This window comes from Aeromonas sp. 600948 (genome assembly GCF_049174875.1).
In the GTDB taxonomy this organism is placed as follows: domain Bacteria; phylum Pseudomonadota; class Gammaproteobacteria; order Enterobacterales; family Aeromonadaceae; genus Aeromonas; species Aeromonas veronii_A.
Genome location: NZ_JAAKTY010000022.1, coordinates 1 through 16,385, shown reverse-complemented (window position 1 = coordinate 16,385; position 16,385 = coordinate 1). Strand labels below are relative to the sequence as shown.

The following is a 16,385-nucleotide window of genomic DNA, read 5'->3' as shown; positions in this document are numbered from 1 at the left end:
TTTTATTCTGCACCAGGCTATGGTGCAGAAATCTAAATTATTGTGCTATGTACTGAACATACCAATCATTAAATTGATTCTCAAACTCCTCCATATTAATGTAGTTTACATTTTGTTCTTTTTTGGCATCAACATACATTACCATGGCTTTCTCAAAATTTGGTAACCACTCCCGGTTTTCACCTTTACCAAAATTATCATTATATATTCCAAATATAGGTTTTTTCAGCCCTGCGGCAATGTGTACTGTCGCCGTATCTACAGACACGATACCGATACTATTTCTTATTTGAGCGAATAGAACACCTAAAGAATGGGATGAGTCATGTGTGATAACTCTTTCCCTTAAGATATCAGGCATTCTCCTGATATTGTGTTCTGTTTCAATTTTCTTTATCGGTGGATAGAGCAAACATACATTATATCCAGGCTTGCTCAACATAACCTTCAGGATCTCGATAATTTTTTCATCATTAAATGTTCGTGAGCTGCCACTACCGTAAGGATTAAAACAGATTGTGGGATTATCAGGCCAGCTAGATTTAACGCTTGACTCATCTTCAAGATATTCTGGAACAATATAATCTGTATCGGGGTTATCAACCCCCATTTTATTAACGGCCAAGGCAAACTTCTGTGAGAAGTGAATATTCTTGGTTAAATGACCAATTTTAATATTCACACATTTTATTTTGTCATCTATACCAATAACATTTTTTACAGATAATTTTGAGATAAAGAAAATATCTTTCATCTTCATTTCATTAGTAAGATGAACAAGATATTCAATATCTCCTATATCTCTAGCCAATGAGGCGAGTGCTGCATAACTTGGTCTTTTCGGAATAGAATAAACTTCATCAAAAAGAAATTGGTTTTTAAATAAAGACCTCATCTCAGGGGTTGTAATTGCAACTACTTTTTTGCCTGGAAACTTCTTTTTTATTTCACGAGCGACCCAAGATGATACTATGGCATCCCCCAATTTGGCATCCCAACGAACAAAGACTATAGCACCATCTTTACTTGAAGCTGATTTCAAAGATCGGTCAAAAAGCACAACCCCTATTTTACGACGAATGATATCGCGCCATGATTGCAATTTCTTAATCATTTTCTTCCCTCCAAAGGCGATACCTTTATTGTGGTAATTAAAGCCGAAAATAAAAACATGAAGAATATCATCCCGGAGTTATGACTTATAAATGCTTGACTCAAGCTATAATCAACAAGAGTTAATGATGAAACCGCCAACATACTACTGACCAATAAGTTATCTCTATTTTTACTCGCAACCCAAAGTGGATAAAAGTACAGCAGAGCTAACATCAAGAAGCCTATAATGCCGCGTTTAGCCAATTCATCTAAAAATTGATTATGTGCATGTGAGTTAAAATTATAAATGAACTCGGATATAGAACCATTATTATATTGGTTTAATTGTGATAAGCGAATGCCGTTATTTCCCCAACCAAAAATTGGTTTTTCCAAAAAAGAGTTATATGCACTTTCCCACAACTGCAATCGAATGCCTAGAGATGTATCCGGATTCACACCATCAAAATAATGAACAACATCCGCTTTTGCATTATATATCCTATCCATTACGCCACTTTGCGGAAGCATAGCCAAGAAAAGCAACAAGGCACATACAGTGCTTGCATAGAGACCATCTTTGAGGGATAGCTGTTTTCTAAAATAAAAAACTATTGTAAACAAGACGATTGGAAGTAAAACCCAGCCACCTCTGGTCCCGGAGAGAAAACTGCCTATCCCCCCCATTAAAAATGAAAGAAGCATAAAGGCAGCAATGTTTTTCTTCCCTAAATGGCGGAACCAGAAAAAAGCACACAGACATAACAATGCCAATGTCATGCTGATGTTTCCTGACTGAATTGGCATGCTTTCATCAAAAGCTCGAGGCATTCCAAGATAAAACTTTTCATATATTGCGATTAGACCTGAACTCACTGCTCCTATAGAGAGGCCAGCAATAAGAACGTTTATGTTAATGGGGAACACACTTAATAAAGGTAAGGTCATTGCAGCCATTAACAAGCGACTTGGTCGGTCTAACTCTTTGAGAGCGCCACCATCAATCCCGATTGATACTGCTTGGATGACAAAAAAAGAGATGAATATATATGATAATATTTTCACCTCTGAACTCATTGCCAAATAATATTTTTTACGCCAAAAGACAAAAACACTTGCCAAAACTAAAATGCTGGGCCCATATCCATAGCCACTGGGGACCGTTAAAACTATTGCGCCAAATAAAAAAGCTGCAAATTGCACAATAATATTTAGTCGTAGGCAATTATTATCTAAATTCACAAGTTATTTCCTGAACACATAATTCCCACGAATTTTTCGCCACAGCCCGAATACATCGGTACGGGGGAAGATGGCAATCCGGCGGATCTGGAAAGGGTCCTGGTGCATTGCTTTGGGGCCGCTATTGGTAGCGACAGCAAAACGATACCCGGCGGTGATAGCCTGTTCCTTGGCACTCTCATCCATATCTCCGTAAGGGTAGGCAAACGAGAGCAGCGGATGGCCAAGCAGGGCCTCCAGTTGGCGTTTATTCTCCTGAATTTCATGGGCTTGTTGTTCGGGTGTGAGCTTGCTCAAGCGGGGATGGGTCAGGGTATGACCACCAATTTCCACATGACCGCTGGCGGCCAGCGCTTTGACCTGCTCACCACTCATTAGCGAAACCTTGGTATCCGGATTGGTCGGATGCTCCACATCCCAACGGTTATAACCTTCACCTGTGACTACGTACACCACAGCTTTGTAACCATATTTTTCCAGCAGTGGCAGCATGCGGGTCAGGTTGTCCTGATAGCCGTCATCGGCGGTGATCATCAGGTACTTCTTGCCGTATTGCAGACGGTGGATAAAGCCTTTGTCCGCCAAATCGCGGAAAGTCAGGGTCTCGTAGCCGAGCCACTTCATCAGGCGCAGATGCTTCTCGAACATGGTGATCGGCATCCAGGTGCCGTGCACCCCTTTCTCGCTATCCTGTTCGATAAAGCGGTGGTACATGATGACCGGCATCTCGCGGCGCAGGGTTTCAACCACCGCATCCTGATAGATGGTTTCGAGGCCGGATACTACCCCCTGCAAGCCATACTCATCCTGAATGCGCTGCCGAATGACTTCCGGCACCACCTTGCTTGCGAGGGCGGATTCGATTTCTCCCTTCAGGGCAGCAAAATCGATAGCCAGATCCTTGGGACCGATATCGCCAAAATTACTCGCCAGCGCCTCGTCCAGATTTCGTTCCGTCACCAGACCAATGGCCCTGGCTTCACCAATGGCAAAGGCGGGCCGACCACAGAGCAGTGCTTCCATCGCTACCCGACCGGCACCAATCACCAGATCGCAACTCGCCAGCAGAGCGGGCACATCATCGACATAGCCAACAAACTCGGTGCGTCCTTCGAAACGGGCAAAGCGCTCCGGTACCTTGGTACCGCTGACAATCCGCACCTTGCAGGCATCCAGGTCGAGCACTTCATCGAGCAGACGGTAACAGAGCTCTCCTTTGGGGCCACTCAGGCGCCCGATGATGGCAATCACCGGCTTTGGGTTGTCCGGCACAAGCACAGGCTGGAATTTGTCGGTCTCGATACCGTTGCGCAGCACCTGCACGATCGCGGGATCTACCCCCAGATTGTCGACAATCTGATGGGCAATATCCTCACAAACGGCAACCGCCCGATAGCCGAGTGCATGGAAGGCCTTGCGCGAAGCGTGCACTGGCTGGCGACCATGCACCGTGGTGATCATCGGGGTGCCAGTCAGCTTGCAAGCCACATAGCTGCTCCAGCCGGAGGCGCGGGAGTGAGCATGCACCAACTGGATATGGTGCTTCTTGATGAGATAGATAAGGTAGAAGACGTGCCAGAAGCGGCGCAGAATACTGCGCTTGTTGAATCTCAGTTTGAAGACGGGGCCAAGCGTCGGCTTGGTCAGGGTATCTGACACATAAAAGACGTTGTGACCACGCCGGGTCAGTTCGTTACCGACCGTGGTGGCATAGACCTCAGCTCCCGTTACCTCGAGTTGGGAGAGAGCCATCAATATATTCATCGCGTGGTTACCCGGTAGAGAAGAGAGGAACGGCAAGCAGCCACAGAGACCAGAAACCGGAAGCAGGCGAGTGCCCACTTCCGGTTTTGCGCTCAAACTGCCGCGTTGTGCTCACCCGTTAGCGGTTGAGCCAGGCCATGTAATCCGCTACCCCTTCGGCAACGGTTTTGAACTCGGCGTCATAACCCACGCTGCGCAGCTTGGTCATGTCGGCCTGGGTAAAGCTCTGGTAGCGACCCTTGAGGTGATCCGGGAAGGGGATGTATTCGATAGAACCCTTCTGATGATGCTTGATCACCGCTTCGGCCACGTTCTGGAACGGCTCGGCACGGCCGGTACCACAGTTGAAGATGCCGGAGTGCTGCGGGTTCTGCCAGAACCAGAGGTTTACCTTGCAGACGTCGTCGATATAGATGAAGTCACGCATCTGACCACCGTTCGGGAAGCCATCGCAACCTTCGAACAGCTTGGGATTCTCGCCCTTCTTCACCTGGGTATTGAGGTGGAAGGCGACGGAAGCCATAGAGCCTTTGTGCTGCTCGCGCGGGCCGTAGACGTTGAAGTACTTCAGGCCAACGACCTGAGAGTTGATCTCCGGCATCCAGCGGCGCACGTACTGGTCAAACAGCTGCTTGGAGTAGCCATAGACGTTGAGCGGCTGCTCGAACTTGGGATCTTCGATGAAGTTGTCGTTGCGGCCACCGTAGGTCGCGGCAGAAGAGGCGTAGATGAACGGAATTTCACGCTCGATGCAGTAGTGGAACAGATCCTTGGAGTACTCGTAGTTGACCTCCATGATGAACTTGCCGTTCCACTCGGTGGTGGCAGAGCAGGCACCTTCGTGGAAGATCACCTCGATGCCGTTGTCCCACTCTTCAAACTCGTCACCGGAGACGATGCGCGCCTGAAACTCATCTTTGTCCATGTAGTCAGCGATGGTCAGATCGACCAGGTTGACGAACTTGGTGCCGTCGGTCAGGTCATCAATGACCACGATATCGGTCCGTCCTTGAGCGTTCAGCTGCTTGACCAGATTGCTGCCGATAAAGCCAGCACCGCCAGTTACTACGATCATGGAGTTTGCCTCTCGTACGTTGATGGCTACATGTGACTGCTTGTTAAAGCTGTGTATAGTGAGCCAATTTGAAATTGCCGAAAAGTTTATCACGGGCCGTCCGGGGATTCGACCTTGTTCAAAACTGCCCCGAGCGGAACCTGTTGGAGGAATGAGTGATGAAAACCAGAGACAGGATCATTCACAGCGCGACCGAGCTGTTCAACGATCAGGGTGAACGCAACATCACCACCAACCACATTGCGGCGCACATGGGTATCAGCCCGGGCAACCTCTACTACCACTTCCGCAATAAAGAAGACATCATCCACTCCATCTTCGACCAGTATGCCCGTCACCTGAGCGAGAGCTTCGTGCCGACCCGCAACCATGAAATCACCCTGCAGGATCTGATGGGCTATCTCGATGCCATCTTCTATCTGATGTGGCAGTTCCGCTTCTTCTACGCCAACCTGCCGGACATCCTGAGCCGTGACGAACCGCTGCAACAGAAGTACCTCAAGGCCCAGGAGCAGATGCGTTCTTCCGTGGTCGCGCTGCTCAGAAGCCTGCGCGAAGGGGGCATTATCGATGTCAGCGATGAAGACCTGCCGGATCTGGGACAGACCATCAAGATGGTGGTGACCTGCTGGATCCCCTTCCAGATTGCCCAGGCCCCCAACACCCGCATCACCAAACCTCTGCTCTATCAGGGCGTGTTGAAGGTGCTGTTCCTGCTGCGCCCCTATGTGCAACCCCAGGTAGCCGGACAGATCCAGCAGCTGGAACAACACTACCGTCAGCTGGCCCAACCAGCTGGGTGAGATCTGTTTCACATTTGTTGAATATCAGCACAATCATTTGAATTTACCGCAACAGATTGCAGTAAAATGTCGCCCTCTGTTGATACGCAGCTGAAATAGCCACTAAGGATCGAGGATGTCTAACGGATTCTATCGTCACCTGACCGAGCAACTGAACCAGGTGCAAGCTGAAGGGTTGTACAAGCAGGAGCGCATCATCACCTCCGCCCAACAGGCCAGCATCGCCGTCGGCGGTGAGCAGGTACTGAACTTCTGTGCCAACAACTATCTGGGATTGGCCAACCACCCGGATCTGATCGCCGCCGCCCATCAGGGACTCGACAGCCACGGCTTCGGCATGGCCTCGGTACGCTTCATCTGCGGCACCCAGGATCAGCACAAAGCGCTGGAGCAGAAGATGTCTGCCTTCCTCGGCACTGAAGACACCATCCTCTACTCCTCCTGCTTCGACGCCAATGGCGGCCTGTTCGAGACCCTGTTCGGCGCCGAAGATGCCATCATCTCCGATGCCCTCAACCACGCCTCCATCATCGACGGCGTGCGGCTGTGCAAGGCCAAGCGTTATCGCTACGCCAACAACGACATGGCCGAACTGGAAGCTCAGCTCAAGCAGGCTGATGCCGACGGCGCCCGCTTCAAGCTGATCGCCACCGACGGCGTCTTTTCCATGGATGGGGTCATCGCCGACCTCAAAGCCATCTGCGATCTGGCAGACAAATACGATGCGCTGGTGATGGTGGATGACTCCCACGCCGTCGGCTTTATCGGCGAAAACGGTCGCGGCACCCACGAATACTGTGGCGTGATGGATCGGGTCGACATCATCACCGGCACTCTGGGCAAGGCGCTCGGCGGCGCATCCGGCGGCTATACCTCCGGCAAGAAAGAGGTGATCGACTGGCTGCGTCAGCGCTCCCGCCCTTACCTCTTCTCCAACTCGCTGGCCCCCTCCATCGTTGCCGCCACTATCAAGGTGATCGACATGCTGGCCGAGGGTCACGACCTGCGCGCCCGCCTGAAAGAGAACAGCCGTTACTTCCGCGAGCGGATGAGCGCCGCCGGTTTCACCTTGGCAGGCGCCGACCACGCCATCATTCCGGTGATGCTGGGGGATGCCAAACTCGCCTCCGAAATGGCAAGCCGCATGCTGGCAGCCGGCATCTATGTGGTGGGCTTCTCCTTCCCGGTCGTGCCCAAGGGTCAGGCGCGCATTCGCACCCAGATGTCTGCCGCCCACACCCGCGAGCAGCTGGACAAGGCGATCGACGCCTTTATCCGCATCGGCCGTGAACTCGGCGTTATCTGATTTGAATCAAGGGGCTGCAGCCCCTTTTTTCTGCATTCATATTGAAGGAACAGCCATGAAAGCACTCTCCAAACTGCACAAAGAGGTCGGCATCTGGATGACGGATGTGCCGGCCCCCGAGCTCGGCCACAACGACCTGCTGATCAAGATCCGCAAAACCGCCATCTGCGGCACCGATATCCACATCTACAACTGGGACGAGTGGTCCCAGAAGACCATTCCGGTACCCATGGTGGTCGGCCATGAATATGTTGGGGAAGTGGTCGCCATCGGTCAGGAGGTGCGCGGCTTCGCCATCGGCGATCGGGTCTCCGGTGAAGGGCATATCACCTGCGGTCACTGCCGTAACTGCCGCGCTGGCCGCACTCACCTCTGCCGCAACACCATTGGTGTTGGCGTCAACCGCCCGGGCGCCTTTGCCGAGTATCTGGTGATCCCCGCATTCAACGCCTTCAAGCTGCCGGACAATATCCCGGACGAGCTGGCTGCCATCTTCGACCCGTTCGGCAATGCGGTGCACACCGCCCTCTCCTTCGATCTGGTGGGTGAAGATGTGCTCATTACCGGGGCAGGCCCCATCGGCATCATGGCCGCCGCCGTCTGCCGCCATGTGGGTGCGCGCCACGTGGTGATCACCGACGTCAACGAATATCGACTGGAGCTGGCCCGCAAGATGGGCGCTACCCGCGCGGTCAACGTGGCCAAGGAGAAGTTGGCCGACGTGATGAGCGAGCTGGGCATGACCGAAGGCTTCGACGTGGGGCTGGAGATGTCCGGCGTCCCGAGCGCCTTCCAGGAGATGCTCGACAAGATGAACCATGGCGGCAAGATCGCCATGCTCGGCATTCCCCCCTCCACCATGGCCATCGACTGGAACAAGGTGATCTTCAAGGGGCTGTTTATCAAAGGGATCTATGGCCGCGAGATGTTCGAGACCTGGTACAAAATGGCCAGCCTGATCCAGTCCGGGCTGGATCTCTCCCCCATCATCACCCACAGATTCCACATCGACGAATTCCAGCAGGGGTTCGATGCGATGCGCTCCGGCCACTCCGGCAAGGTGATCCTGAGCTGGGATAAATAGGCCGTTTCACCCCTTGGTTAACCGAAACCCGGCGAATGCCGGGTTTCTTTTTATCTCCACCGCCCGAATTGCCGTGATATCGGCCAAAACTTTGTACGCAGAGTGTTTAACACTTCACACACAAGCGTTTAAATGGCTGTAACTATTCGGTTATAATCCCGTCGTTTACATGGATAATAAAAGACTGCTGGGAGTATATGAGCGTGTTGAAAAAACTGAGCTATTTGCTGGCTGTCGGGATGACGGCCGCCAGCTTGTCTGGGGCAGTGCTTGCTGCCGATGAGATGTCACCGGAGGCCATTGCCGAGCGGATCAAACCAATCGGTCAGGTCTATACCGCCAAGGATCTGGAAGGTATTGCCGGCGCGAGTGCTGCACCGACGGCGGCCGCCTCTTCCGGTCCCCGCGATGGCGAAACGGTATACAAGGGCGCCTGCTTTGCCTGTCACGACACCGGCGCCGCCGGCGCCCCCAAACGGGGTGACAAGGCCGCCTGGGATCCTCGCATCGCTCAGGGCATTGATACTCTCAAGAAACATGCCATCGAAGGCTTCACCGGCAAGTCCGGCATGATGCCTCCACGCGGCACTTGTGCGAGCTGCAGCGACGAAGAGATTGAAAACGCCATTCACTACATGACTGACAACCTCTAAGTATTTGAAAGGGCCGCAATTGCGGCCCTTTCAATCTATCGGCTTCCGACTACTCTTGTAGGGTAGGCATAGTCGGGAGTTGCTCATGTCGCCCCATTCCACCGAATCCCACTACTCAACTCCTCTGCTGGCGTTGGTCTCTGCCATTATGGATTTTCCGGCTCCCCCTACAGCGCAGAGCAGCGATTATGATGATCTGATAAAGCAGATAAACCAGCTCTGCCCGTTGCAGCATTTCGGCATGCTGGGCCTCTCCGACAGTGGTCTGAACTGGCTCTACGCCTACAAAATCAGCGATACCTTCAAGCAACAACTGGGGCGGGAGCAGTCCCGCATCACCGATCAGCTCACCCAGCTCGATGAGGCCGAAGGGTGGTGCGTCTTTCCTATCGAACATGGTCAGGTGCAGTGGCTGCTGGCTCGCGGCGAACCATCCGACCTGCCCACATTACGCCTGCTGCTGGAGTGTCTATCCAAACGGCTGACCGAAACCCAAGCGGGCTCCCATCTCACCGAGCTGCCTTCTCCGCTGATCCGCAAAGACCCGAACTGGAAAAAGAAAATCGAGAGCATCAGCCGCATCATGCGACTGGCCAACACCCTGCCCGGTCAGGCGCTCTTCTCCCAGCTGGAGGCGGTGCTGCGCCAGATGCTCGCCATTGAGGATATGCTGCTGGTCAGGCTCCACAGCCATACGCTTGAGAAGATTTATCCCGCACATCCTCGTCAAAGCGACGAATTCATCAGCGGTTTGTGCCACAGCACCAGCAATATCGAGGTCAACAGGGAGGCAACCTACTGGCACAGCATGCCGCTACGGCTGCAACAACAGTACTTCGCCCACTTCATCATCAGCACCGCGCAACCGCTGGAGACAGACGACAAGCTGTTTCTCGACTTCCTGCGTGGTCAGCTCACCCTGCTGTTGGAGCTGAAGCGGATCCGCCAGCAGCTTAACGACATCAATAGTGAAGACTCCATCAACCAGCGGCTGCAACAGCTGCGTCAGACCAACCTCAGGCTGCAAAAGCAGCTCAAGCAGCATCAGGAGCTGGAACGGCGGCTGCAATTCGATGCGCTTCACGACCCGCTGACCCAGCTACCGAACCGGGCACTGTTGATGAACCACCTCAATCAAGCCATGACCCACTACAACCGCTACAAGTCACCGGGGTTTGCGGTGATCTTCATCGATGTGGATCACTTCAAGCAGATCAATGACACCCTGGGCCACAGTGCTGGTGATCAGCTGCTCAAGGAGGTAAGCCGCCGCCTCCAGACCTGCATCCGGCAAAACGATATGGTGGCCAGATTGGGGGGCGACGAGTTCGTCATCTATCTCGATAGCAGCAAACATGAAGATGACATCAGCCCGGTGCTCAACCGTATCATCAGCCGCCTCTCCTATCCGTTCCGGCTGCTTGGCAATGAGCTGAGTATTACCGTCAGCCTGGGGGTATCGAGTGTGTCCGAACAGACATCGGATATCAGCCAGTTACTCCACCAGGCCGATCTGGCCATGTACCAGGCCAAACGCAATGGCCGCAGCCGCATCGTCAGCTACTCGGATGATTGCATCAACCAGAACTGGAATTCGCCGGAAGAGATGCTGGCTCGGGCCCTGCGGGAAGGGCGTATCGTCCCCTACTACCAACCGGTGATCCGGCTACAGGATAGCCGCCTGACCGGTCTGGAGGTGATGGCGCGCTGGCTGACCGAAGAGGGAATTCTGAAGGATGCATTCGACTTTATTCCGCTGGCGGAGCAATGTGGCCTGATTCTGGAGCTGGATTATCAGATCCTGCGCCACACCTGCCAGCAACTGAAAGTGTGGCTTCCGATCTCGGGCCAGAGCAAGTTCAAGGTCGCCATCAACCTCTCCGGCAAACATCTGGTCAACCATGATCACATCATGCGGTTGGTGGACATTATCGATGAGGAGGGGATAGCACCAGGCTATCTGATCTTTGAATTCAACGAGCGGGAGCTGTCGCGGCAGGATTCCGATGCGCTGGCCTCCCTGCATGAACTGCGTGCCAAGGGCATTCAGATCAGCCTGGACGACTTTGGTACCGGCTTCTCCTCCCTCAACGCCCTGTTCCATTTCCCGGTAGATTACATCAAGGTGGATGACAGCTTTACCCAGCGGATGCTGCAGTCCCCCAAAGATCTGGCGCTGATCCGCGCCATGCGGGATATCTGTCAGGATCTCGATTACACCCTTGTGGTTGAAGGCATTGAGAACCAGCAGCAGTTACAGAAGCTGATAGATATCGGCTGCCGGATGGGGCAAGGACGCTATATATCTCCCCCCATGCCGGGAGCAGACATCATTCCACTGCTATCCCCCGGCAACGCAACCTCCTAATCTTTCTTGAACATGGCGCGCAGATTGGCCACCGCCATCTGCCCCTTCTGCTGGCGCTCCTCGGCAGTCACCTTCTTCTGGTTTTCCCATTCAAGGTCATCCTGCGGCAGCTCCAGCAGGAAGCGGCTCGGCTCTGGCCGTACCGACTCGCCAAACTGGCGCCGCTCCTTGCAGAGGGTAAAGGTCAGCTCGGTCTGGGCCCGGGTGATGCCCACGTAGGCGAGACGCCGCTCCTCCTCCACATTGTCCTCATCGATGCTGGTCTGGTGGGGGAGCAAGCCCTCCTCCATCCCCACCATGTAGACATAGGGGAACTCCAACCCCTTGGAGGCGTGCAGGGTCATCAACTGCACCTGATCGGCATCATCCTCCCCCTCGTTGCGCTCCATCATATCGCGCAGGGTGAGGCGAGTGACCACCTGTGCCAGCGTCATCGACTCCTCAAGCTCATCCCCTTCCAGCATCTCGGTGATCCAGCGATAGAGAGTAGAAACGTTCTGCATCCGCATCTCGGCCGCTTTCGGGCTGGGGGAGGTCTCGTAGAGCCACTCTTCGTAGTGGATCTCCTTGATCATATCCCGCACCGCCTCCACCGGATTGCCACGCAGCGCCTGATCGCCAAGGCGAACCAGCCAGTTGGTAAATGCCTGCAGGGCCGCAAGGCCACGACCGGAGAGGTGTTGCTCCAGCCCCAGCTCGAAGCTGGCGGCAAACAGGCTCTTGCCACGCTGATTGGCATACTGACCCAGTTTTTCGAGGGTGGTGGGGCCAATCTCGCGGCGCGGCAGGTTGACCACCCGCAGGAAGGCGGTGTCCTCATCCGGATTCACCAGCAGCTTGAGGTAGGCCATGATGTCCTTGATCTCGGTGCGGGAGAAAAACGAGGTGCCGCCGGAGATACGGTAAGGAATCCGGTTGGTCATCAGCGCCTTCTCGAAGATGCGCGACTGATGGTTGCCCCGATAGAGGATGGCGTAATCCTTGAACCGGGTGCGGTTCATAAACTTGTGACCCATCATCTCGGCGGCGATCCGCTCCGCTTCGTGCTCCTCGTTCTTGGCGAACAGTACCTTGAGCTTCACCCCTTCATCCAACTCGGAGAAGAGCGCCTTGTCATAGACGTGCGGGTTGTTGGCGATCAGGATGTTGGCGCACTTGAGGATCCGCCGCTTGGAGCGGTAGTTCTGCTCCAGCTTGATCAGCTTGAGGCTGGGGAAATCTTCACTCAGCAGCACCAGATTCTGCGGCTTGGCACCGCGCCAGGAGTAGATGGACTGGTCATCGTCCCCTACCACGGTAAAACGGGCACGCTCGCCGACGATCTGCTTCACCAGCTCGTACTGGCTGGTGTTGGTGTCTTGGTACTCATCGACCAGCAGATAGCGGATCTTGTTCTGCCAGCGCTCACGCACCTCCTGATTGCTCTTGAGCAGCAGGGTCGGCATCACGATGAGGTCGTCAAAATCCAGCGCGTTATAGGCCACCATCTGGCGGTGATAGCGCTCGTAGAGCTGGGCCATCAGCACCTCTTCCGGCCCGCGGGCGATGCGCATGGCACGGGCGGGCAGGATAAGGTCGTTCTTCCAGTTGGAGATTTGGCTGATAAGGGCCGAGAGCTTGTCCTTGTCGTTGTCGAGCTCGTCTTCAGTCAATTCTTTCAGCAGCGCCAGCTGGTCGGTGTCATCGAACAGGGAGAAGTTGGCCTTGAGATTCAGGCTCTTGTGCTCACGACGAATGATATCGAGACCCAGTGTATGGAAGGTGGAGACCATCAGCCCCCGCGCCTCCTTACGTCCCAGGGTCTGGCCGACCCGCTCCTTCATCTCCCGCGCCGCCTTGTTGGTAAAGGTGACCGCAGCGATGTTGCGCGCACTGTAGCCGCACTGCTGCACCAGATAGGCAATCTTGTTGGTGATGACGCGGGTCTTGCCCGATCCGGCACCCGCCAGCACCAGGCAAGGGCCGGAGACATACTTGACCGCTTCGTTCTGATTGGGGTTGAGCTTCATGGGCCGGATCTCTTGGCTTATGATGAGGGGCGGCATTGTACCAGAAATCACCCGACGAGCCGTACCTGCTGCACGGCAGGCAACCGCCCATCTGGCTTATCGCGCCTTGTGTTCGGGCGCTATTTTCAGGATCATGGCCGACCTTTCGAGATGATGACTTTTTCCAGATGATGAGGGGAACATGAATCAGCAACAGCACGACCAACTGCGCAGCCAGTTTCCGGCCTTGGCGCAGGAGGTAAACGGCCACCCTCTGGTCTATCTGGACAACGCCGCCACCACCCAGAAGCCGCAAGCGGTTCTGGATGCCATCGCTCACTACTATGGGGCCGACAACGCCAACGTGCACCGCGCAGCCCATGCGCTGAGTGGTCGCGCAACCCGCGCCTTCGAGGCCGCCCGCGAGACGGTCGCCCGCTTCATCAATGCACCCCGCAGCCAAGAGGTGATCTGGACCCGCGGCACCACGGAAGCGATCAATCTGGTAGCCCAGAGCTGGGGGATGAGCGAGCTCAAGGCGGGGGAGGAAATCATCCTCAGCACGCTGGAGCACCACGCCAATATCGTCCCATGGCAGCTGGTCGCCCAGCGCACCGGCGCAGTCATCCGGGTTATCCCCCTCGATGAGCGGGGCGATCTCGATCTGGCAGCCTATCACGCCATGCTGGGGCCACGCACCCGGCTGGTGAGCGTGGCCCACGTATCCAATGCCCTTGGCACCGTCAATCCAGTCAAAGAGATGGTGGCGGCCGCCAAAACGGTTGGCGCCGTGACGCTGATCGACGGCGCCCAGGCGGTGGCTCATCTCGAGGTGGATGTACAGGCCATCGGTTGCGACTTCTATGCCTTCTCCGGCCACAAGCTCTATGGCCCGACCGGCATCGGCGTGCTGTGGGGCCGCACCGAGCTATTGGAACGGATGCCGCCCTGGCAAACAGGTGGCGAGATGATCGATCGGGTCAGTTTCAGCGGCACCACCTTCAACACCCTGCCTTTCAAATTCGAGGCGGGCACCCCCCATATCGCTGGCGCTATCGGCCTCGCCGCCGCCATCGACTTTGTGATGGCGCAAGATCGGCAATGGCTCGCCCAACATGAGCAGGCACTGACCGACTATCTGGTCGCTGGCCTGCAACAGGTGCCGGGGTTGCGTCTGGTCGGCGAACCCAGCCAACGCGCCGGTGCGGTCTCTTTCTTGCTCGACGACATCCACCCGCAAGATGCTGCTACCCTGCTCGACATGCAGGGGATCGCCCTGCGAGTCGGCCATCACTGCGCCATGCCGCTGATGGAGTCGCTCGGGATCGGCGGCACCATGCGCGCCTCGCTGGCTTGCTACAACAATCGGGATGATGTCGACGCCCTGCTGGCCGCCCTGCACAAACTCAGTGACTTCTTCTAAGGCAGACAACCGAATGAGTGACCTCGCAAGCTATACCCAGATTGGCCTTGAGCCCAACGCCGACACCATCCGCCAGCAGTTTGCCGCCGCTCACGGCTGGGAGAACCAGTACCGGCTCATCATCCAGCTCGGCAAACAGCTGCCAGCGCTACCCGGCGAATGGCAGCAGGAGGAGTTCCGCCTCAAGGGTTGTGAAAGCCAGGCGTGGCTGAAGGGAGAGCAAAGCGAGGATGGTTGCTGGCACTTTGCTTGTGATTCCGATGCCCGCATCGTGCGGGGCCTTATCGTCATCGTGCTGGCAGCGCTCAACCACCAATCGTCTGTAGCGATCCAGGCCTTTGATATGGAAGGCTATTTCACCGAACTGGGGCTGGAGAAGCACTTGAGCCCGTCACGGGGTAACGGGCTCAGAGCGATCGTGCTGGCGATCCGGGAACAGGCTGTCTAACCCGCTCTGTTCAGCGGTCGATTAGGCTTCGCCAATCGATCAAGCTTCTTCATTCCCGCTATCTTTCTCGGCGCGGGCGCCCCGCTCGGCAATCTTCTTCAATACCCGGGACGCGGCAACCATCCCGAAGGTTGCCGTCACCGGCGTCACGGCGCCAAAACCGGAGGCGCAATCCATCTTCATGGTGCCATCGCTGGCCGCTTTGGCCTGACAGGTACCGCCATTGCCATCCGGATAACTCAGCTGCTCGGTTGAGAAGACACACTCCACCCCGAATTTGCGCGCCGGATTCTTGCTGAAGTTGTGCAACCGGCGCAGGTCGGAGCGAACCTTCGCAGCGAGCGGATCCTGAATGGTCTTGGCCAGATCGGCCACGGTGATTTGGGTCGGATCCATCTGCCCGCCGGCACCACCCGCGACGATCACCGGGATCTTGTTGCGCTTGCAGAAGGCAATCAGCGCCACCTTGGCCTTGACCGAGTCGATGGCGTCCACCACATAGTCAAACTCCCGCTTGATATGCTCGGCCAGGTTATCGGTGGTGACGAAATCATCCACCTCGATCACCTCGCAATCCGGGTTGATGGCGCGAATACGCTCGGCCATCACCTCGGTCTTGAGGCGACCGACCGTACCCTGCATAGCGTGGATCTGGCGATTGATGTTGGTGATGCAGATATCGTCCATGTCGATCAGGGTGATCTGGTTGATACCGGCACGGGCCAGCGCCTCGGCCGCCCAAGAGCCCACACCGCCGATCCCCACCACACAGACCTTGGCCTGGCTAAAGGAACGCAGGGCGTTCTGACCATAAAGACGGGCAATGCCCCCGAATCGCTGTAAATATTCTGCTTTCATACCACCACCTTGCTTGAGGGCGGCCATTATAGCGACAACCACCGCCAGCGGCGATGGCAGTTGCGGAGAAAATTGAGGAGTGAAAACAGACTAAACAGCAAAAGAAGAGGTAATAAAAGGTCAATAATCAGACGATTTGCTGATTTTCAGGCAATAAAAAACCCCGCTCATTGAGCAGGGTTTCTTGTATTGGGTGCCTGGCAGTGTCCTACTCTCGCATGGCGAATGCCACACTACCATCGGCGCTACCGCGTTTCACTTCTGAGTTCGGCATGGGA

The 16,385-nt window shown here is 55.0% G+C and carries 13 protein-coding genes; 7 read left to right on the top strand and 6 right to left on the bottom strand.

The genetic code is table 11. The features are described from left to right. Positions 1-37: 37 nt before the first annotated feature. The 4 genes from G5182_RS16585 to rfaD all read right to left on the bottom strand — a co-directional run bounded on the left by G5182_RS16585 (position 38) and on the right by rfaD (position 5,176). Positions 38-1,114: a glycosyltransferase family 9 protein gene (locus tag G5182_RS16585; RefSeq protein ID WP_227341633.1), complete on the bottom strand. Its 1,077-nt coding sequence runs from the start codon at positions 1,112-1,114 to the stop codon at positions 38-40. Continuing rightward, the gene (locus tag G5182_RS16580) at positions 1,111-2,337 is read right to left on the bottom strand and encodes an O-antigen ligase family protein (RefSeq protein ID WP_227341634.1); all 1,227 of its coding nucleotides are present in this window, start codon (positions 2,335-2,337) and stop codon (positions 1,111-1,113) included. The genes G5182_RS16585 and G5182_RS16580 overlap by 4 nt, the downstream gene beginning before the upstream one ends. Positions 2,338-2,340: 3 nt before the next feature. Then, positions 2,341-4,101: a polysaccharide deacetylase family protein gene (locus G5182_RS16575; RefSeq protein WP_227341635.1), complete on the bottom strand. Its 1,761-nt coding sequence runs from the start codon at positions 4,099-4,101 to the stop codon at positions 2,341-2,343. A 118-nt stretch (positions 4,102-4,219) separates the two neighbouring features. Then, a complete protein-coding gene (gene rfaD, locus G5182_RS16570; RefSeq protein WP_040069912.1) occupies positions 4,220-5,176 on the bottom strand; it encodes an ADP-glyceromanno-heptose 6-epimerase in 957 nt (318 codons plus the stop codon). A 158-nt stretch (positions 5,177-5,334) separates the two neighbouring features. On the opposite strand from rfaD, the gene G5182_RS16565 reads away from it, so the two are divergent. The 5 genes from G5182_RS16565 (at position 5,335) to G5182_RS16545 (ending at position 11,390) form a co-directional block, all read left to right on the top strand. Further along, positions 5,335-5,979 (top strand): TetR/AcrR family transcriptional regulator, encoded by a 645-nt coding sequence (locus G5182_RS16565; RefSeq protein ID WP_227341636.1) that lies wholly within the window; start codon positions 5,335-5,337, stop codon positions 5,977-5,979. A 115-nt stretch (positions 5,980-6,094) separates the two neighbouring features. Next, complete coding sequence (locus G5182_RS16560) at positions 6,095-7,285, top strand: glycine C-acetyltransferase (RefSeq protein ID WP_227341637.1); 1,191 nt, start codon at positions 6,095-6,097, stop codon at positions 7,283-7,285. Between the two features lie 55 nt (positions 7,286-7,340). Then, positions 7,341-8,369, top strand: a complete 1,029-nt coding sequence (tdh, locus tag G5182_RS16555; protein ID WP_005340852.1) for an L-threonine 3-dehydrogenase — start codon at positions 7,341-7,343, stop codon at positions 8,367-8,369. A gap of 197 nt (positions 8,370-8,566) precedes the next feature. Further along, positions 8,567-9,022: a c-type cytochrome gene (locus tag G5182_RS16550; RefSeq protein ID WP_227341639.1), complete on the top strand. Its 456-nt coding sequence runs from the start codon at positions 8,567-8,569 to the stop codon at positions 9,020-9,022. 85 nt (positions 9,023-9,107) lie between these two features. Beyond that, positions 9,108-11,390 carry a putative bifunctional diguanylate cyclase/phosphodiesterase gene (locus G5182_RS16545; protein WP_216979758.1) on the top strand — a complete coding sequence of 761 codons (2,283 nt, stop codon included), beginning with the start codon at positions 9,108-9,110 and terminating at the stop codon, positions 11,388-11,390. Here G5182_RS16545 and rep read toward each other — a convergent pair. Then, the gene (gene rep, locus G5182_RS16540; protein WP_227341640.1) at positions 11,387-13,399 is read right to left on the bottom strand and encodes a DNA helicase Rep; all 2,013 of its coding nucleotides are present in this window, start codon (positions 13,397-13,399) and stop codon (positions 11,387-11,389) included. The genes G5182_RS16545 and rep overlap by 4 nt on opposite strands. A 181-nt stretch (positions 13,400-13,580) precedes the next feature. On the opposite strand from rep, the gene G5182_RS16535 reads away from it, so the two are divergent. After that, positions 13,581-14,801, top strand: a complete 1,221-nt coding sequence (locus G5182_RS16535) for an aminotransferase class V-fold PLP-dependent enzyme (RefSeq protein ID WP_227341641.1) — start codon at positions 13,581-13,583, stop codon at positions 14,799-14,801. Positions 14,802-14,814: 13 nt separating this feature from the next. Continuing rightward, positions 14,815-15,249 carry a SufE family protein gene (locus tag G5182_RS16530; protein WP_227341642.1) on the top strand — a complete coding sequence of 145 codons (435 nt, stop codon included), beginning with the start codon at positions 14,815-14,817 and terminating at the stop codon, positions 15,247-15,249. Between the two features lie 39 nt (positions 15,250-15,288). On the opposite strand, the gene tcdA is transcribed toward G5182_RS16530, so the two are convergent. Further along, a complete protein-coding gene (tcdA, locus tag G5182_RS16525) occupies positions 15,289-16,107 on the bottom strand; it encodes a tRNA cyclic N6-threonylcarbamoyladenosine(37) synthase TcdA (RefSeq protein ID WP_227341643.1) in 819 nt (272 codons plus the stop codon). Between the last annotated feature and the right edge of the window lie 278 nt (positions 16,108-16,385).